Origin of the sequence: Candidatus Manganitrophus noduliformans, assembly GCF_012184425.1 — a bacterium.
Lineage (GTDB): Bacteria > Nitrospirota > Nitrospiria > SBBL01 > Manganitrophaceae > Manganitrophus > Manganitrophus noduliformans.
Genome location: NZ_VTOW01000002.1, coordinates 824242 through 850502, shown reverse-complemented (window position 1 = coordinate 850502; position 26261 = coordinate 824242). Strand labels below are relative to the sequence as shown.

Genomic DNA, 26261 nt, shown 5'->3' with positions numbered 1-26261 from the left:
CAATTTTTTGTAAGATGATTAGTGTCGGCAAGGGGTCGCCCAATGGCCCGCCATGGATCGCGTCCTCTTCCGCAGATCCAGCATTCCGAACGGAGAAACGCGTTGAGTGATGAGGAAGAGCAGCCCGCCCCTGAAATTCGCGACGTGGATCGGGCCGCGTCCGGGGGGCCGCGCGCCGGCTGGGCGATCGGCGATCGCTTCTCGTGGGAGGAGATCCACCAGCGGCTGCTGGCGAGTGCCGACGAGGAGATCTCCTCCAGCGTCCGGGAGATGTTTTTCAGCGGTTTCACCGCCGGGTTTGCGATTGCGCTGACCTTCGTCGCCTACGCGGTCGGCCGCGTGCAGTTTCCGGAGAACCGGTTCCTCGCCGCCCTGCTCTATCCGATCGGATTTCTCTATATCATCTTGGGCCGATACCAGCTCTTTACCGAGAACACGCTGCCTCCCGTGAAGCTAGTGATGACCCGATTGGCCAGCCTCCCGCTGCTGCTCCGCTTGTGGGGGGTCGTTCTGATCGCGAATATCGCCGGCGCCGCGCTCGGCGCGTACATTCTCGCCCACACGCACGTTCTCTCACCCGACGCGATAAAGGCCGGCGCCACCTTCGCTCAGCAGGGTTTCGAGACGGGAAGGTGGTGGGATGCCTTCTTCAAGGCCGTTTTCGCCGGCTGGCTCGTCGCCGGCGTGGTATGGATCAACGTCGCGGCGCGGGACACGATCTCACGCCTGGTGATCGTCTATATTGTCTTCTACATGGTTGCCGTCGCGGATCTCTTTCACGTGATCACCGCCGCCGCCGACCTCTTTTTCTTCGTCTTTCTTCAGGCGCCCGGTCCCGGACTCATCAGTTTGGTTCATCGGTTCTGGCTTCCGGTATTGCTCGGCAATACCGTCGGCGGCGTGATGCTGTTCGCATTCAGCGCCTATGCCCAGACCGAACAGCGGCGCTACCCCGAGGTGCGTATCCTCACCCTGCGGGAGCTGCTCTTCAGCATGAAGGGGGGGAGACCTTTTAAAACGCCGCGGCCGCGGCCTCCGTGGAAGAAAGGGTCGTAGCGATCCAATATCAGAGAAAAACAGTCAAAGAGACAATCATCACGAGGAGGAGCACGATGGCAAAAAAAGGTGAAGGCCGGCGGTATCCGGCCGATAAAAAGAAGGCTCCAAAGGCTAATTTCCTTTTTCCGCTCAGGCTTCCGATGGTGCGATCCGAGCCCGACCCATTGTTCGCACGTTTCTGCAAGAGCATCGGCCGATCGGTTCGATGTCCGGCGTCCACCGCCGAAAACGGCTCTATCGTCGGCCGCTTCGGCGGGCCTCAGGGGGGAGTTCCGCCGATCGATGATGTGGCGGCGATCTTGCCGGCGCACCTGCGCGTGACTTTTATCCTGCAGCAGATGGAAAATGAGGTGGTCTCCGGAAGCGGCGTCGATATCCCTTGTTGGGCGCGATGGGAAACGCACGGCTCCGCCGCCACGGAAGAGTTTGGAGACGGAGGGCCGTTCAGCCTGCCGGCGCCGGGGCCGGGCGAAATATGGCCGGTTCCGCACGCGAACGGGATTTATGATGCATTGGTCGAGGACGGCTGCGGCAGCACGCCGGTTTTCCCGGTGGAGTTCCACAGCTCGGTCGGCGAGATGCCGGACATCCTGAGTCCCTACGTTCTCATCGGCCAGTTCGACGCGGAGGACGATTCCACGCTGCAGCCGAACGGCTTCTGGACCTTTGCTTATACCATTCGCGCGAACGGGACCAACGGCGGGGTTTCCGATTTCAAGTTCAGGGGCATTGTCAGCGTCACCTGCACGAACATCGAGACCTTTTCTCCTTAACTGTGGAAACGAAGATCCCCCGTCGTTCGCGACGGGGGATCTTCCATCGCGGATTCAGAGGAAGGATGAGGGGAATGTCACCGACTGCGAGACACATCCGAACCGCTTCTATCGCGGGATTCTTCTTGGCGATCGCACTGCTCCTGACGGCCTGCGCCGCGCCGTTCGAGGCGATGATCCAAGACGACCTCCCTCCCGAGAGCCCGCGGGGCTATCTGGAGTTCTATTGTACCGAGTGTATCGCGGGGTGGGGGGTCTTCCGGATTGAGAATGGCAAAGAGGTCCCTGTCGGCCAGCAGCCGTTGGGGGTGAAAATCGAGGCGTCGATCGAGAACCCGGTGAGAATAAAACGGCTTTGGATCGCCCAGGAGCCGGGCGTCCATCTCTATTCGATTCGGTTGTTGCCGTATGCTTTTTTGGAGAACGACCATGCCGGGAGTATGCATATCCGTATCACCGAAAATGAGCTGACCCCCTACCGCATCGTTTTTACCAGGGAGACCGATTTCACCTTTCGGTGGGAGATCCGGGCCGGACCGGCCACCCCTCTGGTGGTCGATTCCGACTCCCTTCAAGCTTTGGCCTCCGGTCTCAACGATTCGGCGTGGGACAGCCGGTGGTATGCGGCGCAGGCGCTGGGACGTTATAAAGGGGGTCTTCCCCCGTCGATCCGGGCCCGCCTCAAAGAACTTTCGAGCGATGACGCCTATCGCCATTGTCGCAAAACAGCGACAACGACCGAATGCGACGAGCTCCGCAAAGAGGCCGCTCAAGCGGTTAAAAATTGAAAGCGACCCAGCCCTAGAGTCGTAACTCCTCTCTGAAATTGAGCCATTGACATTAATTGGTGATCTGGACTATACCAGGGGGACCAACCGTAAAAAGGGTCTCCGCTTCCAAATAAGTGATGCCTACTTGTGAATGAGTGAGGCGAGAAGATGAAACCACGGATCAAGATCATCACGTTGGCCGTCCGCGATTTGGAGAAGTCGATGGCCTTTTACCGTGACGGGATGGGATTGCCGACGGAAGGGATCGTCGGCACCGAATTTGAGGACGGGGCGGTCGCCTTCTTTGAAATGAACGACGGTCTCATCCTGGCGCTCTGGCCGAAGACGTCGTTGGCGAAGGATGCCAAGATTCCGGTCACCCCGGCCAGCCCCTCCGAATTCTCCATCGGCCACAATGTCCACTCCAAAGAAGAGGTCGATGCGGTGGTCCGGCAGGCGGAGCGGGCCGGCGCTATCGTCACCGATCCGCCGCACGACCGCTTTTGGGGGGGTATGCCGGATACTTCCAGGATTTGGACGGGCACCTGTGGGAAATCGCCTGGAATCCCCAGTGGGTTGTCGAGGAGTGAGGTTGGATGGAAATTCCTGTCGTCGATATCGCCGGGTTGGTTTCCGGAACGGAAGCGCGTCATGCTGTCGCGGAGAAAATCGGCCGGGCGTGCCGCGACTTCGGCTTCTTTTACATCGTCGGTCATGGGGTAGACGAACCCCTGCAGCAGCGGCTGGAAGCGGTCAGCCGGCAGTTCTTTTCGCAGGATCTTCAGACAAAGCTTGCAATCGCCATGGCGCGGGGAGGCCGGGCCTGGCGGGGATACTTCCCCGTCGGCGGCGAGCTGACCTCCGGCCGGCCTGATCTCAAGGAGGGAATTTATTTCGGGGCCGAGCTTCCGGAGGACCATCCCCCGGTGAAGGCGGGCACCCCGCTGCACGGCCCCAACCTCTTTCCGTCCGGGTGGCCGGAATTTAAAGAGACCGTTCTCGACTATATGGCCGCCATGACGCGGGTTGGACATGCGTTGATGGCCGGCCTCTCCCTCAGCCTCGGTCTGGAGGAGTCGTACTTTGCCGACCGTTATACGGCCGATCCGCTGGTCCTGTTCCGCATCTTCAACTATCCCGCCCCTTCAGGCAGCCCCGAGGAATCCGGCTACGGGGTCGGCGAGCATACCGACTATGGATTGCTGACGATCCTCAAGCAAGATCTGTCGGGCGGCTTGCAGGTAAAAATAAAATCTCAATGGATCGACGCCCCGCCGATCCCCAATGCTTTTGTCTGCAATATCGGAGACATGCTCGACCGCCTGACGGCGGGGCGCTATTTGTCCACCCCGCATCGGGTGTGGAATCCGGCGGGACAGGACCGTTTGTCTTTTCCGTTCTTCTTCGACCCCAATTTTAATGCCGAAGTGAAGCCGATCGAAACGGGTGTGGTGAATGATAATAAAGAAGCGCGTTGGGACCGCGCCAGCGTCCACGCGTTTCGCGGCACCTATGGGGATTATCTCTTGAGCAAGGTGTCGAAGGTTTTTCCGGAGCTGCGCCGGAAGGTGCTTTAACGTTCACTTGGTGAGAAACGATGCGTAAGGTGAATCTGAAAGATATTCCTGATGAAACCTGGTCGTCGCCGAGAGGGAAGTTCGGCGGGGCGAGCAAAGAAATTTCGATCGCGTTGGGGCGCAAGCCATCATCTACGGATTTGAAGGAGCGGCATCCCTTCGATGTGGAGTTGTGCCGCCTTCCTCCTGGAAAGATCCACTCTCCTTATCACTCGCACAGCGCGCAGTGGGAATTTTATCATGTGATCTCCGGCGCGGGACAGGTCCGGCATCAGGAAGGGATGACTCCCATCGAAGCGGGCGACGCCTTTCTCTTCGAGCCGGGCCAGCCGCATCAGCTAATCAATAACGGTTCTGAGGATCTGGTTCTCTATGTTGTCGCGGACAACCCGATCGGCGAGTCATGCCACTATCCCGACAGCGGGAAGTGGCTGGTGCGCTCGCCGGAGCATAGGGTGATTCAGCCGGAGGGTGCTGAGAAGTTAGACTACTATGCTGGCGAGGAATGAAACATTTAATTAGGAAAGAGACTTCATGGCAAAGTTTAGCGGGATTGATCTGACCTCATCTCAATGGACCTCCATTTCCGGTAACTGGAGCAAACGTGAGGCTGACTTTATTCATCGCCCAACAGATGTTTCCCCTAACTCATTTAATTTTTTTATATGTGATAAGCAAGTGCGAGACGGTGCAATTGAGGGTACAGTACGAGTTGCCCAAGGGGGTGATGATAGTGGGAGGCTAGTTTTTAGATACGGTCCGAGCGGTTGTTATTACGCAGGCGTTGGAGGTTACAGCCGTCACTTTGCGATAGTCAAGTATGTCCAGTCGATTGATAGAGCCGTTTCCGTTGCTATTGCACTTGCCGGGCTTCGAAGAGATATTCGCTATGAGGAGCCATACCACCTCCGAGTCGAATTCATTGGTGACACCATTACTCTTAAAAGCTCGGGGGTTACTGTCCTTCAAGCTAGAGATAATTGGTTTGATGAGGGACATATTGGTCTCGAAACGTACGGACAAACCAAGGTTGAATTTTCTCATCTGCGAGCATATGAAATTCCTGCTATCGAAGGTTTACTCCGTATTTTGGAAACTTTTCCCTATACACTGAAACGTGACAACACATATTTGAAACGCGAACTCCAAGATGAGAAAGACGTACAACGTGTTTTATGGACTATTCTTCGTTCTCACTATTCAGATCTGGTAGATGAAGAAATATTGGGAAGATTTGGCCTCAAACACTATCAGAATGACTTCGGCATCCCTTCTCTTTCAACTATCATAGAAGTCAAAGTCATTACGAGTTCAACCAATCTCAAAGCTCTACAAGAGCAACTCATGATCGATTTTGTAGGGTACTTCGCAACAATGACTAATTACCGACATTTGGTTTACTTTTTATACAATAAAGCAAATCGACTTATTGATTCATCGTTTGTACGTGCACTCGAGTCTCTTGATCCTGTTGCGGCAGTTGTCATTGTGCCTGGTGTGAAGACCTGATAGCATTAACAGTCGATAGAGAGCAAGAAATAAATCTGTCCCCTTTCCTACCCTATTAATCAGAAAACCCTTATTCTTAGGGGTTAGGCACCAACGAATGACGACAATACAGAGAATCCGACAGAAGGTCATTGATAGGGAATATTATCTCTCATCCCATGCCGAAGATGAAATGCTGGATGATCGGTTGGGACGGGACGATGTCGAGAATGCCATCCAAAAAGGAAGGGTTGAGAAAAGATTCACAAAGGATCAGAGAGGAACAAGATACCGGATCGGAGGGCCGTCGAAGGACGGAAGACCCATTCATGTTATTTGTAGGTTCAATGAAGAGGGAAACCTTGTTATAATAACAACATATGCATTAGGGGAAGAAACATGACTTGCGAATTTTGTGGCGGACAAACAGCAAAGAAGAAAGTAAAAAAACAGCACTGGCTTCACGGCAGATTGTATATCGTTGAAAATGTGGAAGCAGAGGTCTGCTCCGAATGCGGAGAGCGATACTTTCACGCAAAGACCCTGGATGAAATCGATCGGCTTCTTGAAACCTCACATGAGGTAAAGGAGCGTATCGAAGTGGAAGTCGTGACACTATAAATCTGTTCCCCTTGGCTTTGTAGGGGCAGGCCTCCGTGCCTGCCCTTGTCTTCATCCAGATTCAATCAATGCGGGCGGCCACAGAGGGCCGCCCCTACCAGACCGAACCGACCTGACAGTCCCCAGCTTTTCGATGATCCATTTAAAAATCCCTCAACACATAGCCCATTTGTCGATTTTCAGCCCCTCCGACGACTATTGAATGTTCATAGACGATACGTCACAATTTGGAGCAAGCCATGAAATATATCTGCCTGATCTATTTCGATGAAAAGAAACTGGAAGCGATGTCCAAAAGCGAATTGGACGCCTTTATGGAGGAGTGCCTGGCCTGCGACGTGCAACTCAAGAAGAGCGGGCATGCCATTGCCTGCCAAGTCCTCGAACCGATTCAGTCCGCCACCACCGTCCGGGTCCGGAAGGGAAGGGTGTCGATCATGGACGGCCCCTTCGCCGAAACAAAGGAACAGCTCGGCGGGTTCGTCCTCATCAATGCCCGGGACCTGAACGAGGCGATCCAGGTCGCCTCGAAAATTCCGCCGGCGCGCCTGGGGAGCGTCGAAGTCCGGCCGATCGGCGAATCAAACCACACGTTGCTTGGAGCGTGAGAATGAAAAAGAAATACACCGGAAGCTGCCACTGCGGCGCGGTCCGTTTCGAAGCGGAAATCGATCTGAGCGAGGGGACCTTCAAGTGCAACTGCGAGATGTGCACCAAAACGCGGTTGTGGGGGGCGGAGGTGAAACCGGGCACCTTCGGCTGCTCGCGGGAGAAGCCGATCTCATCGACTATCAACCCGACAACATTCACCATGTTTTCTGCAAACATTGCGGCGTCCGTCCTTTCGCGTGGGGAGACGCTCCCGAACGCGGCGGCAAGTTCTACGTCGCCCGGGTCTATTGCCTCGATGACGTCGATATCGATGAGCTGGTCAATGCGCCGATCATCTACTTCGACGGACGGCACGACAACTACCACTCCCCCCCGGCGGAGACCCGGCACCTGTAAGCAATCCGGCGCGGAGCCGTCCCGAAGCGGTCTGAGGGATGGAATGATCTTTATGCTGGACAGCGAGCCGGAGCCTCTGTATTTTAACGGTATCGATAAACTCGCGGAAAGCTTGAATAACTTAGAAGAGGAAAATTGTCGATTTTGGCCCCGCCCAACGACTAGATAATGAAACATGAAGCGTAGGCTTCTTCCGGACGGAACCATCCAAGAGCCGGGTTCAAACTCTAACCCAAAAGGAGAATGAAGATGCGATACATGATCATCGTCAAGGCGAGCAAAGACTCGGAGGCCGGCGTGATGCCGGAGGAGAAGCTCATCGCCGAGATGGCGACCTACCACGAGGAGCTGGCGAAGGCCGGCGTCCTGGTCGACGGCGCCGGCTTGCAGGCAAGCGCGAAGGGGTTCAAAATCAAATATTCCGGAAACAAACGGACCGTGGTCGACGGCCCCTTTACCGAAACAAAAGAGATGATCGCCGGCTACACGATCATCAATGTAAAGTCGCGGGAAGAGGCGGTCGAATGGGCCAAGCGCTTCCCCAACCCGCACGGCGAAGGGGCGGAGACGGAGATCGAGGTTCGCCGGTTCTTCGAGCTGGAGGACTTCGAGCCGAGCGAGGCGGTGGAGCGGCATCGGAAAATAAAGACGGTTCTTCCGCGGAAGAAGTAACCGGGGAGATGAAGAAGGGATCGAAAGGAGAGAAGATGGCGACGAAAATTTTCGTGAATCTACCGGTCAAAGATCTCAAGAAGTCGATTGACTTTTTTACCCACCTCGGCTTCACCTTCAACCCCCAATTCACCGACGAGACGGCGACCTGCATGATCGTGAGCGAGGAGAACTTCGTGATGCTCTTGACCGAAGAGAAGTTTAAGAGCTTTACGCCGAAACCGGTTTGCGATGCGACCAAAAGCACCGAAGTGCTCCTCGCTTTATCGTTGGAGAGCCGGGAGAAAGTCGATGAAATCGTCCGCAGGGCGGTCGCCGCCGGGGGAACGACTTACAAGGAGCCGCAAGACCACGGCTTTATGTACGCGCATGGGTTTCAAGATCTCGACGGCCACATCTGGGAGCCGTTCTTCATGGAGCCGAGCGCGATCAACCAGGCTAACGAGGGATCGAGATGAAATACATGTTGCTGATTTACCTTGAGGAAAAAACGTTGAGCGAGACCGAGCGGGAGGCGTGTTACAAGGAATCGACGCAACTCGCGCACGATTTAAAATCGAACGGGCGATACCTCTCCGCCAATCCGTTGCATCCGATCTCGATGGCGACCAGCGTCCGGGTCCGCGACGGAAAACGTCTGGTGACCGATGGGCCGTTCGCCGAGACGCGCGAACAGCTGGGCGGCTACTTCCTCGTCGACGCAAAGGATCTCGACGAAGCGATCGCCATCGCCGAGCGGATTCCGATGGCGCGCAAAGGGACGGTCGAGGTCCGGCCGGTGATCGAGATGCCGGGCTTGCCGACGGAATAACCTCTATAACCCATTAAAGGAGAAACGCATATGGCGAAGTATGTCGACGGTTTTGTCATACCGATCCCGAAGAAAAACCTGCAAGCTTACCGCCGGATCGCTCAGAAGGCGGGGAAGATCTGGCGGGAGTACGGCGCTCTGGAATACCGGGAATGCGCCGGAGACGACCTGAAGGTGCAGATGGGGGTGCCGTTCACCCGTCTGGTCAAGCTGAAGCCGGGTGAGACGGTGGTCTTCGCGTGGATCGTTTACAAATCGCGCGCGCATCGCGACAGCGTCAACGCCAAAGTGATGAAAGACCCGCGCCTACATATGGACCCCAAGGCGATGCCTTTTGATTTCAAACGGATGACCTACGGCGGGTTTAAGGCCTTGGTCGACCTCTGAGAAGGCGAAAGGGTGAATTCCCCTGGGATGAAATTTAATATTCATTCCGGTCGTCGCAGAACGATGATAGAATGTAGAAACAATGAGATGAGGTGGGAAACAACGTCCGACATGATCCGCGAAAGCGAGCGGCGGCGTGCAACAAGCAAAGGAGAACATCGATGATGGATACAAGAAACGGAGGGCGCGGCGACCGGGAAGGGAGCCTGAAGCGACTCCGTTGGGTCATTCTCGGCGTGGTGATCGTCCTGCCGATTGCCGGCGGCCTCATCGGGATGAAGGCGCTCCAGTTCAAGGCGATGGGGGACGCCGCCGCCCAACAGGTCATGCCGCCCGAGCGGGTTAATGCCGCCGAGGTGCGCGAAGAGCAGTGGCAGCCGCGCGTTTCCTCGGTCGGAACGGTCATGGCCGTTCAGGGAACGGTGGTCCGGGCCGAATCCGAGGGGATCGTCCGCGAGATCGCGTTCGATGCGGGCGCCGTGGTGAAGGCCGGTGATCTGCTGGCGCAGCTCGACGTCGACATCGAGCAGACGCAGCTGCGCGCGGCCGAAGCGGCGGCCGAATTGGCGCGCCTCTCCTTCAAACGGGCCAAAGAGCTTATCGAAAGCGACGGCATCTCCCAGGCCCAGTATGATTCGGCCGCCAGCAACCTCAAGCAGGCCGACGCCCAATTGGACAACATCCGGGCGGTCATCGCCAAGAAGACGGTGCGCGCCCCCTTCTCCGGCAAGCTCGGCATCCGGCAGATCAGCGTCGGGCAGCTTCTCCAGAGAGGGAGCCCGGTGGTGTCGCTTCACTCCCTCGATCCGGTTTACGTCGATTTCTCATTGCCGCAGCAGCAATTGGGCGATCCGGTCGAAGGGCTGAAGGTGGCCGTGGCGTCCGACGCTTTTCCAAAGCAATCGTTCGAGGGGAAGATCACGGCGGTGAATCCGGAGATCGATCCCGCGACGAGAAACGTCCGGGTCCAGGCGACCTTGGCCAATCCCGGCGGCCGGCTGCGGCCCGGCATGTTCGTCTCGGTCGAGATGATTCTCGCGCGGTCGGAAAAGGTGTTGCTCATTCCGGCGACCGCGGTGGTTCACGCCCCCTTCGGCGACTCTGTTTTTGTCATTGAAGAGGGACCGGCCGGTCCGGGCGGAGCGAAACCGCTCGTTGTCCGGCAGCAGTTCGTCCGCCTCGGCGCGCGACAGGGGGACTTTGTCGTCGTGACCGAAGGCCTTAAAATCGGGGAGAGAGTCGTCTCCACCGGCGTTTTCAAGCTTCGGCCGGAGATGTCGGTGGTCATCGACAACACGCTGGCCCCCCCCTTCACATTAACGCCGAAGCCCGGCAACAGCTAAGAAAACAGGGGCCGGGTGTCAGGGGTCGGGGAGAAGAATTTTTAAATAAAATCTTTTAACCGGACCCCGGCCCCCGCTTTTAAGAGGATCGATTTATGAAAGGCTTTACCGACATATTCGTGCGCCGTCCGGTCCTCGCGATCGTGGTCAATGTGCTGATCATCATCGCCGGCCTGCAAGCCTGGAAGACGCTGAGCGTCCGCCAATATCCCCGAAGCGAAAACGCCTCGGTGACGATCGCGACCGTCTACATCGGCGCCAGCGCCGACGTGGTGCGCGGTTTCATCACCACCGCGATCGAGCGTTCGATCGCCTCCGCGGACGGCATCGATTACGTCGAATCGAAAAGTCTCCTCGGCCTCTCCCTCGTCACCGCGCGCCTGAAGCTCAACTACGACGCCACCCGCGCGCTCGCCGACATCACCGCGAAGGTGAATCAGGTTCGAAACGAGCTGCCCGCGGAGGCGGAGGTCCCTTCCATCAGCGTGCAGTCGGCCGACTCGGAGTTCGCGGCCGCTTACCTGAGCTTTGCGTCCGACGCCCTGACGCAGAGTGAAATCACCGATTACGTGGTGCGCGCGATTCAGCCCCGCCTCGCTTCGCTCGCGGGGGTGCAGAAGGCGGAGATCATCGGCGCCCGCACCTTCGCGATGCGGGTCTGGTTGAAGCCGGCGCAGATGGCGGCGTTGAACGTCAGCCCCGCGCAGATCCGCGCGGCGCTGGCGGCGAATAACTTTCTCGCCGCCGTCGGCAATACGAAAGGGGCGTTCGTTCAGGTCAATCTGACCGCCAACACCGACTTGCACACGGTGGAGGAGTTCAAACAGCTTGTCATCCGGCGGGAGAACGATACCATCGTCCGGCTGCAGGACGTCGCCGACGTCGAGATGGGGGCGGAGGATTACGACACGGAGGTCCGTTTTACCGGACAGACGGCGATTTTCATCGGAATTTTTCCGCTCCCCCACGCCAACACCATCGACGTGGTCGAACGGGTCCGCGCGGAGCTCGATTCGATCCGGCGCGATCTGCCGAAGGGTCTCGAGGGGAGGGTCGCCTATGATGCTTCCGAGTACATCAGCAGCGCCATTCACGAAGTGCTCGGCACCCTCACCGAAACGTTGATCATTGTCGTCATCGTCATCTTTTTCTTTCTCGGCTCCTTCCGATCGGCGCTGGTGCCGATCCTCGCCATCCCTGTCTCTCTCATCGGCAGCGTCTTTTTGATGCAGTCGTTCGGTTTCACCCTCAACCTGCTCACGCTGCTCGCCATCGTGCTCTCGGTCGGTCTGGTCGTGGACGACGCCATCGTCGTGGTCGAGAATGTCGAACGCCACCTGCGCGAAGGGCGCACGCCGTTCCAGGCCGCGCTGGTCGGAGCGCGCGAGCTGATCGGGCCGGTCATCGCGATGACGATCACCCTCGCCGCGGTCTACACGCCGATCGGCCTGCAAGGGGGCTTCACGGGGGCGCTCTTTCGCGAATTCGCCCTCACCCTCGCGGGGGCCGTCACGATTTCCGGCATCGTGGCGCTGACGCTCTCGCCGATGATGGCGGCGAAACTGCTCCGCGGCGCGGACCGGGAAGAGCGCGGCTTCACCGGTTGGATCAATCACCGCTTCGACCGTCTGCGCCGGGGGTATGGGGGGATGCTCGACCGGACGATGCGGGCCCGTCCCGCGGTCTATACCGTCTGGATCGCCCTCAGCCTGCTGACGGTCCCGATGTATCTCTTTTCACCCAAAGAGCTGGCGCCGGTGGAGGACCAAGGGTTCATGTTCGGCATCATCAACAACGCGGCGAACGCGTCGGCGGACCAGAAGAGCCATTTCGGCCGCGCCGCCGAGCAGGCGTTTCTCTCGACACCCGAGCGGGATGTGACCTTTCAGATCCTCATGTCCCCCTCGGATCCATTCGCCGCGGCGATGGGGGTCGGCGGATTCAGCGGGATGGTCGTGAAACCGTGGGAGCAGCGCGACCGTTCCATCTCGCAGATCTTGCCCGAGGTGCAGGGCAAGCTCTCCGCCATTCCCGGCTTGCAGATCTTCGCCGCCAGACCCCCCGCGCTGCCGGGCGGCGGCAACTTCCCGGTCGAATTCATCATCGCGTCGACCGCCGAGCCGGAGCGGATGCTGGAAGCGGCGCAGCAGCTTCAGATGAAAGCGATGGAAAGCGGCCTTTTTTATTTCCCGCCGGAGATCGACCTGAAATACGACCAGCCGCAGTCGGAAATCGTCATCGACCATCAGAAGGTCGCAACCCTCGGTCTGAACAACGCCCAGATCGGCGCCGATCTGGGCGCCGCGCTCGGCGGCGACTACGTCAACCGCTTCAACATCGCGGGACGCGCCTACAAGGTGATCCCGCAGATCGCGCGCGCCGATCGGCTCAATCCCGATCAACTGAAAGAGATCTACGTCACCGGACCGGACAACCGGCTCATTCCGCTGAGTGCGATCGCGACCATCCGCGACGGCACGGTGCCGCGCTCGCTCAACCGCTTCCAGCAGATGAATGCGATCAAGCTTTCCGGAATGACCGCCCAGCTCGACGAAGGGCTGAAGGTTCTCGAAAATGCCGCGCGCGACATTTTGCCCCCCGGCTACACGATCAACTACACCGGCGAATCGCGGCAGCTTCGCACCGAAGGGGGGAAGTTCCTTCCGGCGCTGGGGCTTGCGATTCTGTTGATCTTCCTGGTGCTCGCGGTGCAGTTCAACTCGTTCCGCGACCCGCTGGTGATCCTTCTGGGGTCGGTGCCGTTGGCGATGTTCGGTGCCTTGATCTTCACCGTCCTGAAGATGCCCAACCCCGATCTTCCCTACTGGACCGACGGTTGGACCACGACGATGAACATCTACGCGCAGGTCGGGCTGGTGACCCTCGTCGGGCTGGTCGCGAAAAACGGCATCCTCATCGTCGAATTCGCCAACAAGCTTCAAGAGGGGGGCGCCGACAAGCGGTCGGCCGTCAAAGAAGCGGCGATGACCCGTTTGCGCCCCGTCTTGATGACCTCTGTGGCGACCGTCGCGGGCCACTTCCCGCTGACGCTGGTCAGCGGTCCGGGCGCCGCGGCGCGCAATTCGATCGGCCTGGTCCTGGTCGGCGGGATGATCATCGGGACGATCTTTACCCTCTTTGTGGTGCCGTCGCTCTACATGCTCATGGCCAAGCAGCACCACGCCGACCGCACCGCCGCGCCGCAGCTCCAACCGGTCGAGGCGGCGAAGTCCTGACCGGCCTGTTTGGAATTCGGATGGGTCAAGATGCAGCCGAAAAAATGCGCGAGGTCGTGGACGGTGTTTACCGCTCCGACTCGCGTCGCGTCCTCGCCACCCTGATCCGGCTGCTCGGCGATTTTGATTTGGCCGAGGAGGCGATGCACGACGCCTTCGCCGCGGCGGTGGAGCAGTGGCGGCGGGAGGGGGTGCCGAAGAATCCGGCGGCGTGGCTCATTTCGACCGGCCGCTTCAAAGCGATCGACGGGATGCGCCGGCGCGCCCGGTTCGACGCGTCGCTCGGGGAGATCGCCAGGAGTCTGGAGGCCGCCGCGAGTGATACGTCCGGATGGGAAAATGAAAGTGTCGAGGACGACCGCCTCCGCCTGATTTTCACCTGCAGCCATCCCGCCCTCCCCCCCGACGCCCGGATCGCGCTGACGCTGCGCGAAGTCTGCGGCCTCACGACGGAAGAGATCGCCCGCGCCTTCCTGACCGCCCCTCCCACGGTGGCGCAGCGGATCGTCCGCGCCAAGAGAAAAATCAAGGACGCGGGCATTCCCTATCAGGTGCCGTCGCAGCGCGATCTTCCCGACCGGCTCGACGCCGTCCTTCGTGTCATCTACCTGGTTTTCAACGAGGGTTATTCGGCGTCGTCGGGGAGTTCGCTGACGCGGCACGACCTTTCGGGCGAGGCGATCCGGCTCGGAAGGCTTCTCATCGAGTTGCTCCCGGAGCCCGAGGCGATGGGGCTTCTGGCGCTGATGCTGATTCAGGAGTCGCGGCGCGCCGCGCGCGCCTCCCCGGAAGGGGATTTGATCCTGCTCGACAACCAGGACCGCTCGCTCTGGAACCGGGATCAAATTGCGGAGGGGACGGCGCTGGTGGAGCGGGCTTTGTCGTCGCGCCGGTTCGGCCCCTACACGCTCCAAGCGGCGATCGCGGCGGTCCATGCCGAGGCGCCGACCGCCGCGGCGACCGACTGGGCCCAGATCGTCGGACTCTACGACGTGCTGCTGCGGGTGGAGCCCTCCCCCGTCATTGAATTGAACCGCGCCGTGGCGGTGGCGATGCGCGACGGCCCATCGGCCGGTCTCCCCCTCATCGACGCTCTCCTTGCAAGCGGCGAGCTGGAGGAGTACCACCTGGCGCACTCGGCGCGGGCCGATCTCTGCCGCCGGCTGGGGAGAACAGCGGAAGCCCGCGCCTCCTACGAACGGGCCCTTGCCCTCACGCAGCAAGCGCCGGAACGGCGGTTTCTCCAACGGCGGCTGGAGGAGCTGCCGGACTGAGGCCGGACTGGGGGAGGGAGGGAATTGTTAATTTTGCTCAGAAGGAGTATTCTAGTGGCCGTTGCGCCCGGATTCCTACGGCTTATGCGGCATTCGCAGGTTACGAGACGAGCGCAAATGAAAGAAAAGCCATCTGGATCAATATTCAAATCAAAGGAGCATGTATGTTATTTCGATTCATCGCAATTGTTGGTTTGGGACTTCTGTCCGTTTCGGTTTACGCGGCCGATAAATCGGATCTTAAAACGCAAAAGGACAAAGTCAGCTACAGCATCGGATTGGATATCGGGAGAAATTTAAAAGACCAGTCGATCGAGGTCGACCCGAAACTACTGTCGCAAGGGATCCAGGATGCGATCTCCGGAAAACATCTTCTGACCGACGAGGAAATCCAGAAGGTCATGGCGACGTTTCAACAGGAGATGCAGGCCAAGGTCGCCGCGCAGGCCAAAGTGATCGGGGATAAAAACCTGAAAGAAGGGAATGCCTTCCTTGATGAGAACAAGAAGAAAAAGGGGGTCGTGACCCTCCCCAGCGGCCTACAGTATAAAATCATCACCGCCGGTAAAGGGAAGAAGCCCAAGGCCACCGATACCGTCGTCACCCACTATCGAGGGACGCTCATTGACGGGACCGAATTCGACAGTTCGCACAAGCGGGGGGAGCCGGCCAGCTTTCCTGTGGAAGGGGTGATCCCCGGCTGGACCGAGGCGCTGCAGCTGATGCCGGTCGGCTCGAAGTGGCAGCTCGTGGTTCCGCCCTCTCTGGCTTACGGCCCCCGGGGCGCCGGACAGGCGATCGGACCGAACGCGACGCTGGTTTTCGAAGTGGAGCTGCTCTCGATTCAGGAAGCGGGAAAAACACCCCAATAAGGACCCTGTCCCATTTGGGGGAGCGGTTCCCCACAGTCCTTTTTAGACGTTAATGAACACGCATCGCGCGTCGTACGGTTCGTTTGTAGGGGCGTATTGCAATACGCCCCTACAAATTGCCGGCCGGCGCGTCGGCTCTCTTCACCGCCTGGAATTGATCCCTCCTGGAAATCAATGCTAACATAGAAATCAGCGGTGTGATCTTATGCTCGACGCACTGTCTGATCCTCGAATTGCGTTGTCTTCCGGAGCGCATGGGCAAAGATCGGAAACTCACGAATTTGGAGCAGCTGCTCGATCGGATCGAAAAGGCTGCGGATGATGATCGGGTCTCTCTTGACGCGATTTTGGATGTGGTGGGACGGAGTTCGTTCGGTCCCTTGTTGCTTGTGGCGGGCCTGGTCACCCTTGCACCGATCATCGGCGATATTCCGGGGGTGCCGACGATCGTGGCGGTGTTCGTCTTATTGACCGCGGGACAATTGCTGTTCCGCAGGGAACACATTTGGCTGCCGCGCTGGCTGCTGAAACGGTCCGTGGCGCGGAACAAGCTCTGCAAAGCGCTCGGGTGGCTGCGGCGCCCGGCGCGGTTCGTCGACCGCCTGTTACGGCCGCGCCTCACGATCTTCACCCAAGGGGCCGGAATCTACGCCGTCGCCATCGGATGCATCGTCATCGCCGCCGCGATGCCGGTCATGGAGCTGGTCCCCTTCAGCGCCAACGGCGCCGGCGCCGCCCTGACCGCCTTCGGTTTATCGCTGATCGCCCGTGACGGGCTCCTGGCGCTGCTTGCTTTCCTGTTTACGGCCGCCACCTTCGGATTGGCCGTTTATCACCTGTTTTGATCCGAAAGCCTTTGGGCGGCTCGGATTCTGAGATCGAGCAACGACGTGGCCGCACCCGACCGTGAGAGGACCTATGCTCGATTCGCTGACATCCGGCGTCGCTCTCTTTTCAATCGCCGCGATCGTCATCGCCATGGCCGGGACATTTCTCTCCCGGACCGCCGATGAGCTTGCCGACAAAACCGGTCTCGGCGAGGCGATGATCGGCACCCTCCTGCTCGCCGGCGCGACCTCTCTTCCCGACTTCGCCGCGACCCTCAGCGCGGCGGTCGACGGACGGCCCGAGCTTGCGATGAGCAATATCTTCGGTAGCATTGCGGTCAACCTGGCCTTCCTCGGCGTCGGAGACATCATCTACAGAAAGGCGAATCTGGAGCATGCAGCCGCCTCGGCGGCAAACCTGACGCAGGCCGCTCTCTCGATCGCGCTGCTGGCCATCCCGCTCATCGCGATGACCGCTCCTTCCGTCACTTTCGGGAGGATTCATCCGGCGACGCCGCTGATCGTCATCGCGTATCTCTTCGGGCTTCGCTTAGTCCGGCGGTCCCAGAGGGCGCCGATGTGGTCTCCCAGAATGACGCGGCAGACCATCGAGGATGTGCCGGCGACGGGGCGAGGCGGGGGTGGATTGTCGGCGCTGTGGCTGAAATTCGCCGGACTGACGGCGATCACCGCCGCCTCGGGGTGGGTCCTGATGGAAGCGGCGAAGACGATCGCCGATCGAACGGCGCTCTCAGAAAGCGTGGCGGGGGGGGTGCTCACCGCCGTTTCCACCTCCTCCCCCGAACTCGTCACGACCATCGCGGCGATCCGCCAAGGGGCGCTCACGTTGGCGGTCAGCAACATCATCGGCACGAACTGCTTCAACATGCTGGTGATCGCCGCCGCCGATCTCGGCTACCGCGGGGGATCGATCTACCACGACATTTCGTCGCTTCAGCTCTTGTGGGGACTGGTTGCGATATGGATGACCGCCATTCTGCTGCTCGGGATGGTTCGCAGGGAGACCTACGGCATCGGCAAGATCGGGTTCGAGAGCTTTCTGATCCTCTCGGTCTACGCGGCGACGCTGCTGATCATGATCGCGGCCGGATGACCCGCAAACAGCCCGCAAACAGAAGGGGGAGCGGACGGCGCTTTCGGAAAAACGGAAAACATAGTAAATAAGGAGCTTCATGATGCCGCGACGTAAATCTCGAGACTTGGAACGCACCTACACCCGCCGGCAATTTGTAGAAAAGCTTCGCCGCCTGGCGGATGCTTTGGAAAAGGAGCGGCCTTTCACAATACAAGTCGCCGGCGAGCGACTTCACATCCCGGCCGACGCCGTTTTTAACATCGAGCACGAACGCGAGGGGGCGGAGAATGAGTTGGAGTTCCAACTCCTTTGGAAGAGTACGAGCTCTTGATTCTGTTGCCCTGTTACCGACGTCCCCCGCGAATCCGCAGCGCAATCCTCCCCAGCACATGTCCCTTCTCGAGCCGTTCATGCGCCTGGGCGGCCTGCGCCAGCGGATAGACTTCCGAGACCGGCACGCGAAGCGTGGCCTCTTCCACGGCGGATGCCAGCCGCGCGAATTCACGCGGACCGGCCGCCGCGTCATAGGCGCGGATGCGGACGCTGGGGCGCGGCCTCGGTTCAGGCTCCACCCCGTTGGGGTAGGCGACCCATCCCCCGGCGCGGACGAGATCGAGAAAGCGATCGAGCGCCCGGCTTCCCGCGAGGCCCAGGACGGCGTCGAGCCCCTCGGGCGCCAGCGATCGAAGCCGCTCGACGGCATCGTCGCTTCGGGCATCGATCACGCCGTCGGCGCCGAGGTGGCGGACGAGCAGCGTCGCATCACGTCCGGTCGCCGTGCCGAAAACGGTTGCGCCCCGGTATTTCGCGAACTGGACGGCGAGTGTTCCGACCGCGCCGGAGGCCCCGAAGATCAACACGGTTTTTCCCGGGCGGACGCGAAGGACGTCGTCGATTCCCTGGAGCGCCGTCAAGCCGGTCACCGCCGCCGCGCCGGCCTTCAGAAGATCCAAGCGTTCCGGCGCATGCCCGACGGCGTCGGCGTCGACCGCCACGTATTCGGCGTAGAACCCTCCTTTCGGATTGGCATACGCATAGGCCCAGACCCGGTCGCCGATCTCAAAACGCCGGACGCGCCCCCCCTTTGCCGCGATGAACCCGGCGCCGTCGGTCCCCGGCACGATCGGAAAAGCCGGATCTTCCGTCGGCCACCAGGCGCCGTCCCGCATCCGCGCGTCCCAGATGCCGACGCCGGCGGCGTGCAGCGCGATCAACACTTCATGCGGACCCGGCTCCGGGACCGGAAGGGTATGCAGCGTCAAGACCGACGGCGGACCGAACCGGTCGATGGCGGCGGCCTGCATTGTTTCAGGAATGCGGGGTGTTCTGAACGTTGTTTTCTTTTTTATCATGACGCACCTCATTGATCTCGGTGCGGCCGTAAGGGCCCACCGAGCCGTTCGTTTCCGGACGCAGATTGATCTCATCATCCACCTGTATGAGACCAACCTCAAGACGCCGGGGGATGTGCCGGTCCCGGCTACGCCGCGCGCCTTCGGTCCTGCATCGCCGCTCTGACGGCGGCGATCGCGGCCGTCATCGATTCGTAGTCTCGGGGCCCGTCGTAGCGGAGGCGATTGATGAAGAGAGTCGGCGTGCCGTTGACGCCGTCTCGGATTCCCCGGCGGAAGTCCTGCTTGACCTCTTCCCGATGCGCATGTGTCTTCATCTCCCGGTCGAAGCGGTGGAGGTCGAGGCCGATCGCGTCGGCATAGTCGAGCAGGTCCTCATCTTCAAGCCGATCCTGATGGGTGAAGAGCATGTCGTGCATCTCCCAGAATTTTCCTTGCGCGCCGGCCGCTTCGGCCGCCTCGGCCGCCGGCAGGGCGTGGGGGTGAATGTTCGTGATCGGGAAATGCCGGTAGACGAGCCGGACCGCATCGGGGTTGTCGGCCACCAGCGCTTGCAGCACGGGATGGGCCATCCCGCAGTAAGGGCATTCGAAATCGCCGTATTCGAGAAGGGTGACCGGCGCGTCGGGCGAGCCGAGAATCCAATCGTCGTCGGTGATCGGCGTCTTTTGTATTTGGTCGTCAAGCATAACGGGCCTCCTTCGGGCGCGCTCCCTGGATCCGTTCGAGCGCATCGAAAATGATATTCAAGCCGGGGGCGATCGCGGGATCTTCGGAAACCCAGCGCTCGCGGAGCATCCCCGTTTCGTCGATAAAGAAAAGGGCGCGCTCGCTAATCCCGTCTTTTTCGCGAAAGACCTCATATTGGCGGGCCACCTCGCCGTGGGGCCAGAAATCGCTCAGCAACGGAAAGGTCAAGTGCTGGCGCTCGGCCCAGGCGCGATGCGAGTAGGTGTTGTCGACGCTGACCCCCAGGACCTCGGCGTTGTAGCCGCGGATGTCGTCGAGAACCTCTTGTATGAGCGACAGCTCGCTGGTGCAGACGGGGGACCAGTCGGCCGGGTAGAACGAGAGGACGACATTTTTGCCGCGATAGCCGCTCAGCTTGACCGGCTGCGCCTCGCCGTTCGGCAAGGTGAAATCGACGGCCGGTTTGTTAGGATAAGAGAGGGAAGCCATGGTATCCTCCTTTGCTTCCTGAATTTATTCTGGATCTTATTTTTTATGCCGTATATATTTATTCTACGCCGATGGGTTCTACGGGACAATACTTGGGGAGCGACCCGAGCGCGGCGGCATACCCTTCGTGAGGGCTTTAATGAAAATTCGACCCGCCGTCATTGACGACGCCCCCGCGATCAGCGCGCTTGTCAGCGCGCTGGCGCGGGAGTTCATTGTACCCGACTTCACCGAAGCGGCGGCCAAGCGGCTGCTCGAAGAGATGGATACCGCATCGATCCGGAAGTACATTGCGTCCGGCTGTCGTTATCACGTCGCCGAAGAGGGTGGGAAGATCATCGGCGCGGTTGCGGTGAAAGAGAACGGCCATCTCTTCCATCTCTTCGTGTCGAAAGATTTTCAGGGCCGCGGCATCGCAAGGGCGCTCTGGGAAACGGCCAAGGGGGCGAGTCTCGCCGCCGGGAATCCGAGACGGTTCACCGTGAACGCCTCCCTTGCGGCTGTCGGCGTGTATGAAAAGCTCGGTTTTGTCAGGCAATCTGAACCGGTCCGCAAATCGGGGATCGTTTACGTGCCGATGATGCTGGACTTGAGGGTCGGTCGGAAGGACGAAAGACTCCACATTCGAGATGCAAAGGAGAGCGACCGGGAGGCGATTCGGGAGGTGACGCTGGCCGCTTTTCAGGAGTACGCGGCGCAGATGCCGGTCCATTGGGAAGGCTACCGGCAGGGCATATCGGCCACCCTTGCGAACGTCGAACCGGCCGAGCAGATCGTTGCGGAGCGCGAGGGTATGATTGTCGGCGCCATTCTATTGTACCCGGCCGGGAGTGTCTATTCTCCGCCGAACAATCCCCCGATGACGCGAGCGTGGCCGGAGATGCGCTTGTTGGCCGTCGCGCCGGCGGCAAGGGGGTCGGGGATCGGGGCTGCGCTTGTGCGCGAGTGTATCCGGCGCGCGCGCCGGTCGGGGAGTCAGGCGCTGACGCTGCACACAAGCGACGTGATGCGGGTGGCGATGCGGATGTATGAGCGAATGGGGTTTGTGCGGGATCCTGAACTCGACTTCCGTCTGTCTGAAGCGGTGACGGTGAAGGGTTACCGCTTCAACCTGGATGTCCCGACGTCCGAAGCCGGCATCGCCGATTGAAGCGGGGTCCGCTGAAGCTACGAAGGGAGATCGGAAGGGGGATCGAAGGGCTGTCCGGAGAGCTCGCGCAGGAACTTCATCTCGTTTTCAAGGGTCCGAACGCGCTCTCCCAGGCTCTCGCGAAGCAGGCTCTCCACGCGGCAGTTCGCCAAGAGATAACGCACCATCGTCTGAAGACAGCTGATTCGCCATTCCGTATCCGCTGCTTCTTCCGAATCCATCTGCGTCTGTTTCTCGACCGCCGCGGATGCCTGATTCAATTCATCGATCGCTTCGCTCAGTTTTTCTTTGATAGACATCTCCGCCTCCAACTCCAATTCAAAAGCGCAAAATCAAGCGTAACACTTTTGGAGGAGAAAGTTCAATCCCGATTCAAGGGGGGGTGAACGGACATTCGCGCGGTGAACCTTTTTTTGTAGGGGCGTATCGCAATACGCCCCTACGATCGATCGGCGCTTCCGAGCGCCCGGTCAAGGTTGAACGCGGCGCTGATCAGGCCGAGATGGGTGAACGCCTGCGGAAAGTTTCCGAGCGCTTCCCCGACCGGTCCGGTCTCTTCGGCGTAGAGCCCAAGATGGTTGGCGTAGCCGAGCATCTGCTCGAAAATCAGCCGGGCGCTGTCGAGTTTCTTCGGATCGAAGCGACCGGCGCGGGCCATCGCCTCCACCAGCCAGAAAGTGCAAATATTGAAGGTTCCCTCGACGTCGTCGAATCCGTCGGGCAGGTCCCGTATATTGTACCGGTAGACGAGGCTGTTCGAGACCAGCCCCCCCTCTTCGGGTGACTTGAGGATGGCGTCGAGTGTTTTCCGTATCCGCGGGTCGTCGGGGGAGGTGAAAAAGACAAGCGGCATCATCAGAAGCGCAGCGTCGAGCGATTCTCCCCCGTAATACTGGACGAAGGTTTGCCGCTTCTCATTCCATCCGCGGGTCATGATCTCTTGATAGATCGTGTCGCGGCAGGTGAGCCACCGCAAGCGGTCGGCCGGAAAAGAGCGCTTCTCGGCAAGCCGGTGCGCCCGGTCGAACGCCACCCACGACATCAGCTTCGAGTAGACGAAGTGGTACCGGCCGGCGCGGACCTCCCAGATCCCCTCGTCGGGTTGGTCCCAATTTTCGGCCAAATAATCCATCAATCGGCAGAGGCTCCGCCAGAAATCGTACGAGATCGGCGCGCCGTATTTGTTGTAGAGATAGACCGAATCCATCAGCTCCCCGTAGATGTCGAGCTGGATCTGGTTGTAGGCGCCGTTGCCGATCCGGACCGGGCGGGACCCGCGGTACCCTTCGAGGTGGTCGAGATGTTCTTCGATCAGGTGATGGCGGCCGTCGATTCCATACATGATCTGGAGCGATCCGTCGGGCTTCAGCTCTGCGCAGCGCGCCTCCACCCAGCCCATGAACGCCGTCGCCTCCTCCGTGAGGCCGATCCGCATCAGGGCGTAGAGGGTGAAGGCGGCGTCCCGAATCCAGGTGTACCGGTAGTCCCAATTCCGTTTTCCTCCGATCACTTCCGGCAGAGAGCAGCTCGGCGCCGCGACGATCGCCCCGGTCGGCCGGAAGGTCATCAGCTTCAAGGCGAGCGCCGAGCGGTGGACGGTCTCCCGCCAACGGCCGCTGTAGGTGCACTTGGAGAGCCAACGCCGCCAGTAGTCGACCGTTTTCTTGAAAAGGGCCGTCGCTTCTTTTTCGGAGAGCCCGATCCCGCACCCCTGTCCCAGCTCGGTATCCTGCAGGAGAAAGGTGACGCTCTCTTCCTCCCGGAGGCGGAACTCGGCGATGACCCCTTTTCCGTCGGGCGTGAGCGGAACGGCGGTCGCCAGCCCCAGCGTCAGCAGAGGGGACTCGAAGCAGACCCCCCCCGGGAGAAGATGTGTCCGGTGTTCGTCCCGGGCGTAATTGAAGGCGGGCCGGCACTCCATCCGGAAGGGCATGCTTCCCCGGACGACCCGGACGCGGCGAACGAGCTGATGGGTTCCGTGTCCTTCCCAATCCAAATCGACCGGCATATAATCGGTGACCTCGCCGACCCCATCGGGAGAGTAGAAGCGGGTCACCAGAATGTTGGTGTCGGGCCAATAGGCCTGCCGCGGCCGGATCTTCTCCGACGGCTCGGCCGGGGCGATCTTGAAGCGCCCCCCGATCCGGTCGTCGAGGATCGCCGCGAAGACGGAGGGGGAGTCGAAGTGGGGGAAGCAGTACCAGTCGATCGATCCGTCGATCCCGACCAGCGCGGCGGTGTGCATGTCGCCGATCAGGCCGTAATTCTCAATCGGTTGATAGGGCATCTAGAAATCCGCCACGTCGCAGTAGATTTTGATCGTCTCTTTCCCTTCGATCAGGAGTTGAAACAGGCGGCCGTAGTTTTCCAGCCCCTTCACCGGGTGGGTCAGAAGGCGTTCCAGCCAGCCGGGATAGGCCGCTTCGGCGCAAGCGAGGTCGCGCACGCCGGTTTTGAAGTGCTCGCGATTGGCGCTGACGGTCCCGACGGCGACCTTGTTTCCCAGGACGAACCCCAGGTTGATCCGATCGGCCGGGACCTCGCTTTTCCGCTCCCCGCCGGTCACGCTGGAGAGAATCAATACCCCGTTTTTCCCCAGCGCCTCCATCGCCTCGAAAGCAAGGGGAGAATAACCGGTCGCCTCCAACATAAGATCGAACGGCCCATTCCGTCCCGCCGCATCCCGGAGGGAGATCTCCCGGGTCGAGAGATACCGGGCCCCGACCGCTTCGACGAGATCGGCATTCAGGTAGGGCTTCTTTTTTCGCGCGAAGGTCGTCACCTCCACCCCCCGCAGCCGGAGGATCAAGGTGGCGAGCAGGCCGATCGTTCCGGCCCCCAGGACCGCCGCCCGCTGCGGCCGCCAGGTCTTCAGGCGGTGCTGGATCTCCGTCGCCTGGGACCAGCCCTTCTCCATCACCGTGCTCGGCTCCAGCAGCACACCGACCTCTTTTAACGAGGGAGGAACTTCGATCAGGTAGTCCATATCATCGACATAATACTCGGCCAGATATCCATGAAGGAGGTTGATCCCCCGTTCGTAGTAGACCTCGTCGGTAGTGAAGTCGTAAAGACCGATCCGGTCGTAAATGCTCCGGCCCGGCCGCCGTACCGTGGCGACGACGTAATCGCCCGGTTTCAGGCCAGCGACGTTCGGCCCGACCGCCTCGACCTGTCCAAAACTCTCATGTCCGATGATGAGGAAGTCGTCCCCCGGCGGCGGGGCGCCGTAGAGCGCTTCATTGATTTCCCGGTCGGTGCCGTCGACGCCGACCCGGAGGACCTTCACGAGGACCCCCCGGCCGTTCGGAACACTTTCGAGGTCGGGCCGAGGGGCCTCGGTGAGATGGGCCGAATTCGGTTTTCCGGGATAAACTGCGACCGCTTTCATGATGATTTACCTTATCAACTTGAATTCGACGTCCGATCCCATTTTAAGAGCGTAGCCGAGTTGGATGTGAAAGTAGCCGAGGGTCTCCAGCCAGCGGGCGTTTTGAAGCGGGCCGGCGTCGACGGCGTCGAAACCGATCTCCCGTCCCAATTGAAGGACCGCCGCCTTCGCTTCCCCGTCGTCTCCCGCGGCGAAGAGGGTGATCGGCTCGTCCTTCACCTTTCCGAGATACATATGTTCGGCAAAGACAGTATTGAACGCTTTGATCACTTTTGCCGAGGGGACTTTCTTTTGCAATTCCTCCGCGCCGCTGGTGGTGCAGCCGAGGGCGAGCTGAAAGTCGGCGGTGACGACATTGGTGACGTCGACCAGCGGCTTCCCGTTGACATTTTCTCCCATTTCACGCAGCGTCTCGTCGAGGGCGGCAAAGGGGACGGCGAGAATGATCACCTCTCCCCAAGCGGAGGTCTCCTGCACCCCTTTCAGGTAGTGTCCCACCGCCTTCGCCTCGTACCCCGCCCGCTCACATCCCCGCAGGAGCGCGTGCCCGACATTCCCTTTTCCGATAATTCCGATTTTGGGTTTCATAGGTTTCTCCCATTTTTCAAGACGGACTAGAACATGGTGTTGTTGTTCGCCGATTTCTCCGGAACCTCTTGGATCACGTCCCAATGCTCGACGACCTTTCCGTTTTCCAGCCGGAAAATATCGACCACCGCCAGGCCGCGGTCGTCCGGCTTTCGGACCATATGGCTGTGGAGCGCCACCCGATCCCCTTCGGCGATCTCTCTCTTGAAATCAACCCGCAGAGAAGGAAAGGCTTTTGTAAATTCGCGGACAAAGGCGATAAACGCGTCCGGACCGTCCGGCGCCATCGGATTGTGCTGCCGGTAGTAGGGGCCCATGTATTTTGCGACCGCTTCCTCGGGCTTCTTTTGATTGAAGGCGAGATCATAAAATTCCCGGACGACTTTTTTGTTTGCTTCTAATGATTGAGTCATCTCTTCACTCCACAAGGTCCTTACGCCGTCTTCGCTCCGCCTCCGGGGATTTGGACGAGACCGAGTTGTGTCATGACGCTCAGGCTGTCGTAATAGAAAATCTTTTCAACCCTATGAAGCGGCTCAAAAGTGCTCCAGTCCCTTGCGTTCCAGGCGCGGTCGGCGCGCCGAATCACCTCCAGGTTCTCATCCACATTGTTCATAACGGCGGCGGTTCCTTTTCCGGTTTAAAGCCTCCGGCGCATGTTCCCATCCTAGCCCCGGCTTTGAACATGTGTCTATAACCCTTTGGAAGAGGGGGGAGATACTTACAATGCAGAGTGTATCTCCCATGCCAAGCGGAGGAGGAATCGTCTTGCTCGGAAAGGGGATGT

At 59.8% G+C, this 26261-nt stretch carries 30 protein-coding genes and 2 pseudogenes; 23 read left to right on the top strand and 9 right to left on the bottom strand.

Translation table 11 applies throughout. The features are described from left to right. Positions 1-102: 102 nt before the first annotated feature. The 22 genes and pseudogenes from MNODULE_RS13210 (at position 103) to MNODULE_RS13105 (ending at position 18145) form a co-directional block, all read left to right on the top strand. Positions 103-1056 carry a formate/nitrite transporter family protein gene (locus MNODULE_RS13210; RefSeq protein WP_202882207.1) on the top strand — a complete coding sequence of 318 codons (954 nt, stop codon included), beginning with the start codon at positions 103-105 and terminating at the stop codon, positions 1054-1056. Between the two features lie 56 nt (positions 1057-1112). Then, positions 1113-1832 carry a hypothetical protein gene (locus MNODULE_RS13205; RefSeq protein WP_168060528.1) on the top strand — a complete coding sequence of 240 codons (720 nt, stop codon included), beginning with the start codon at positions 1113-1115 and terminating at the stop codon, positions 1830-1832. A gap of 74 nt (positions 1833-1906) precedes the next feature. Next, complete coding sequence (locus tag MNODULE_RS13200) at positions 1907-2620, top strand: hypothetical protein (protein ID WP_168060526.1); 714 nt, start codon at positions 1907-1909, stop codon at positions 2618-2620. Between the two features lie 150 nt (positions 2621-2770). Then, a pseudogene (locus MNODULE_RS24745) lies at positions 2771-3192 on the top strand (VOC family protein). Positions 3193-3198: 6 nt separating this feature from the next. Next, complete coding sequence (locus MNODULE_RS13190; protein WP_168060524.1) at positions 3199-4179, top strand: isopenicillin N synthase family dioxygenase; 981 nt, start codon at positions 3199-3201, stop codon at positions 4177-4179. A 20-nt stretch (positions 4180-4199) separates the two neighbouring features. Continuing rightward, positions 4200-4688 (top strand): cupin domain-containing protein, encoded by a 489-nt coding sequence (locus MNODULE_RS13185; protein ID WP_168060522.1) that lies wholly within the window; start codon positions 4200-4202, stop codon positions 4686-4688. Between the two features lie 25 nt (positions 4689-4713). Then, complete coding sequence (locus MNODULE_RS13180; RefSeq protein ID WP_168060520.1) at positions 4714-5688, top strand: PD-(D/E)XK nuclease domain-containing protein; 975 nt, start codon at positions 4714-4716, stop codon at positions 5686-5688. 97 nt (positions 5689-5785) lie between these two features. Next, the gene (locus MNODULE_RS13175; protein WP_168060519.1) at positions 5786-6070 is read left to right on the top strand and encodes a DUF4258 domain-containing protein; all 285 of its coding nucleotides are present in this window, start codon (positions 5786-5788) and stop codon (positions 6068-6070) included. Beyond that, entirely contained in the window at positions 6067-6288 is a 222-nt protein-coding gene (locus tag MNODULE_RS13170) for a YgiT-type zinc finger protein (RefSeq protein WP_168060517.1), read from the top strand. Before MNODULE_RS13175 ends, MNODULE_RS13170 begins: the two co-directional genes overlap by 4 nt. A gap of 239 nt (positions 6289-6527) precedes the next feature. Continuing rightward, positions 6528-6896, top strand: a complete 369-nt coding sequence (locus tag MNODULE_RS13165) for a YciI family protein (RefSeq protein ID WP_168060515.1) — start codon at positions 6528-6530, stop codon at positions 6894-6896. Positions 6897-6898: 2 nt separating this feature from the next. After that, a pseudogene (locus MNODULE_RS13160) lies at positions 6899-7296 on the top strand (GFA family protein). A gap of 249 nt (positions 7297-7545) precedes the next feature. Next, positions 7546-7968, top strand: coding sequence for a YciI family protein (locus tag MNODULE_RS13155; RefSeq protein WP_168060513.1), 423 nt, complete (start codon positions 7546-7548; stop codon positions 7966-7968). Between the two features lie 35 nt (positions 7969-8003). Next, a complete protein-coding gene (locus tag MNODULE_RS13150; RefSeq protein ID WP_168060511.1) occupies positions 8004-8426 on the top strand; it encodes a VOC family protein in 423 nt (140 codons plus the stop codon). Then, complete coding sequence (locus MNODULE_RS13145; protein WP_168060509.1) at positions 8423-8779, top strand: YciI family protein; 357 nt, start codon at positions 8423-8425, stop codon at positions 8777-8779. The genes MNODULE_RS13150 and MNODULE_RS13145 overlap by 4 nt, the downstream gene beginning before the upstream one ends. A 30-nt stretch (positions 8780-8809) precedes the next feature. Next, positions 8810-9166 carry a DUF1428 domain-containing protein gene (locus MNODULE_RS13140; RefSeq protein ID WP_168060507.1) on the top strand — a complete coding sequence of 119 codons (357 nt, stop codon included), beginning with the start codon at positions 8810-8812 and terminating at the stop codon, positions 9164-9166. A gap of 161 nt (positions 9167-9327) precedes the next feature. Then, a complete protein-coding gene (locus tag MNODULE_RS13135; RefSeq protein WP_202882205.1) occupies positions 9328-10509 on the top strand; it encodes an efflux RND transporter periplasmic adaptor subunit in 1182 nt (393 codons plus the stop codon). A 95-nt stretch (positions 10510-10604) separates the two neighbouring features. Next, positions 10605-13745, top strand: coding sequence for an efflux RND transporter permease subunit (locus tag MNODULE_RS13130; RefSeq protein WP_168060505.1), 3141 nt, complete (start codon positions 10605-10607; stop codon positions 13743-13745). A 20-nt stretch (positions 13746-13765) separates the two neighbouring features. After that, a complete protein-coding gene (locus MNODULE_RS13125; RefSeq protein WP_168060503.1) occupies positions 13766-15019 on the top strand; it encodes an RNA polymerase sigma factor in 1254 nt (417 codons plus the stop codon). 164 nt (positions 15020-15183) lie between these two features. Further along, on the top strand, positions 15184-15891 hold the full coding sequence (locus MNODULE_RS13120; protein WP_168060501.1) for a BamJ family beta-barrel-assembly machinery protein: 708 nt from the start codon (positions 15184-15186) through the stop codon (positions 15889-15891). A 254-nt stretch (positions 15892-16145) separates the two neighbouring features. Beyond that, on the top strand, positions 16146-16736 hold the full coding sequence (locus MNODULE_RS13115; protein ID WP_168060499.1) for an exopolysaccharide biosynthesis protein: 591 nt from the start codon (positions 16146-16148) through the stop codon (positions 16734-16736). 73 nt (positions 16737-16809) lie between these two features. Continuing rightward, positions 16810-17832 carry a sodium:calcium antiporter gene (locus tag MNODULE_RS13110; protein ID WP_168060497.1) on the top strand — a complete coding sequence of 341 codons (1023 nt, stop codon included), beginning with the start codon at positions 16810-16812 and terminating at the stop codon, positions 17830-17832. An 82-nt stretch (positions 17833-17914) separates the two neighbouring features. After that, a complete protein-coding gene (locus MNODULE_RS13105; protein ID WP_168061166.1) occupies positions 17915-18145 on the top strand; it encodes an amphi-Trp domain-containing protein in 231 nt (76 codons plus the stop codon). A gap of 13 nt (positions 18146-18158) precedes the next feature. Here MNODULE_RS13105 and MNODULE_RS13100 read toward each other — a convergent pair whose 3' ends face one another. The 3 genes from MNODULE_RS13100 to MNODULE_RS13090 all read right to left on the bottom strand — a co-directional run bounded on the left by MNODULE_RS13100 (position 18159) and on the right by MNODULE_RS13090 (position 20345). Further along, positions 18159-19166, bottom strand: coding sequence for an NADP-dependent oxidoreductase (locus tag MNODULE_RS13100; protein WP_168060495.1), 1008 nt, complete (start codon positions 19164-19166; stop codon positions 18159-18161). Positions 19167-19294: 128 nt separating this feature from the next. Continuing rightward, positions 19295-19855: a DsbA family protein gene (locus MNODULE_RS13095; RefSeq protein WP_168060493.1), complete on the bottom strand. Its 561-nt coding sequence runs from the start codon at positions 19853-19855 to the stop codon at positions 19295-19297. After that, positions 19848-20345: a peroxiredoxin gene (locus MNODULE_RS13090; protein WP_168060492.1), complete on the bottom strand. Its 498-nt coding sequence runs from the start codon at positions 20343-20345 to the stop codon at positions 19848-19850. The genes MNODULE_RS13095 and MNODULE_RS13090 overlap by 8 nt, the downstream gene beginning before the upstream one ends. A 139-nt stretch (positions 20346-20484) precedes the next feature. Here MNODULE_RS13090 and MNODULE_RS13085 point away from each other — a divergent pair, with 139 nt between their 5' ends. After that, positions 20485-21495 (top strand): GNAT family N-acetyltransferase, encoded by a 1011-nt coding sequence (locus MNODULE_RS13085; protein WP_168060490.1) that lies wholly within the window; start codon positions 20485-20487, stop codon positions 21493-21495. Between the two features lie 17 nt (positions 21496-21512). Here the strand turns inward: MNODULE_RS13085 and MNODULE_RS13080 are convergent, their stop codons facing one another. The 6 genes from MNODULE_RS13080 to MNODULE_RS13055 form a co-directional block, all read right to left on the bottom strand. Further along, on the bottom strand, positions 21513-21794 hold the full coding sequence (locus MNODULE_RS13080; protein WP_168060488.1) for a hypothetical protein: 282 nt from the start codon (positions 21792-21794) through the stop codon (positions 21513-21515). A gap of 140 nt (positions 21795-21934) precedes the next feature. After that, complete coding sequence (locus MNODULE_RS13075) at positions 21935-23782, bottom strand: glycoside hydrolase family 15 protein (RefSeq protein ID WP_168060486.1); 1848 nt, start codon at positions 23780-23782, stop codon at positions 21935-21937. Then, complete coding sequence (locus MNODULE_RS13070) at positions 23783-24886, bottom strand: glucose 1-dehydrogenase (RefSeq protein WP_168060484.1); 1104 nt, start codon at positions 24884-24886, stop codon at positions 23783-23785. A 6-nt stretch (positions 24887-24892) separates the two neighbouring features. After that, positions 24893-25474 carry an NADPH-dependent F420 reductase gene (locus tag MNODULE_RS13065; RefSeq protein ID WP_168060482.1) on the bottom strand — a complete coding sequence of 194 codons (582 nt, stop codon included), beginning with the start codon at positions 25472-25474 and terminating at the stop codon, positions 24893-24895. A gap of 26 nt (positions 25475-25500) precedes the next feature. After that, the gene (locus MNODULE_RS13060) at positions 25501-25887 is read right to left on the bottom strand and encodes a nuclear transport factor 2 family protein (protein WP_168060480.1); all 387 of its coding nucleotides are present in this window, start codon (positions 25885-25887) and stop codon (positions 25501-25503) included. Positions 25888-25907: 20 nt separating this feature from the next. After that, entirely contained in the window at positions 25908-26090 is a 183-nt protein-coding gene (locus MNODULE_RS13055; RefSeq protein WP_168060478.1) for a hypothetical protein, read from the bottom strand. Positions 26091-26261: the final 171 nt, after the last annotated feature.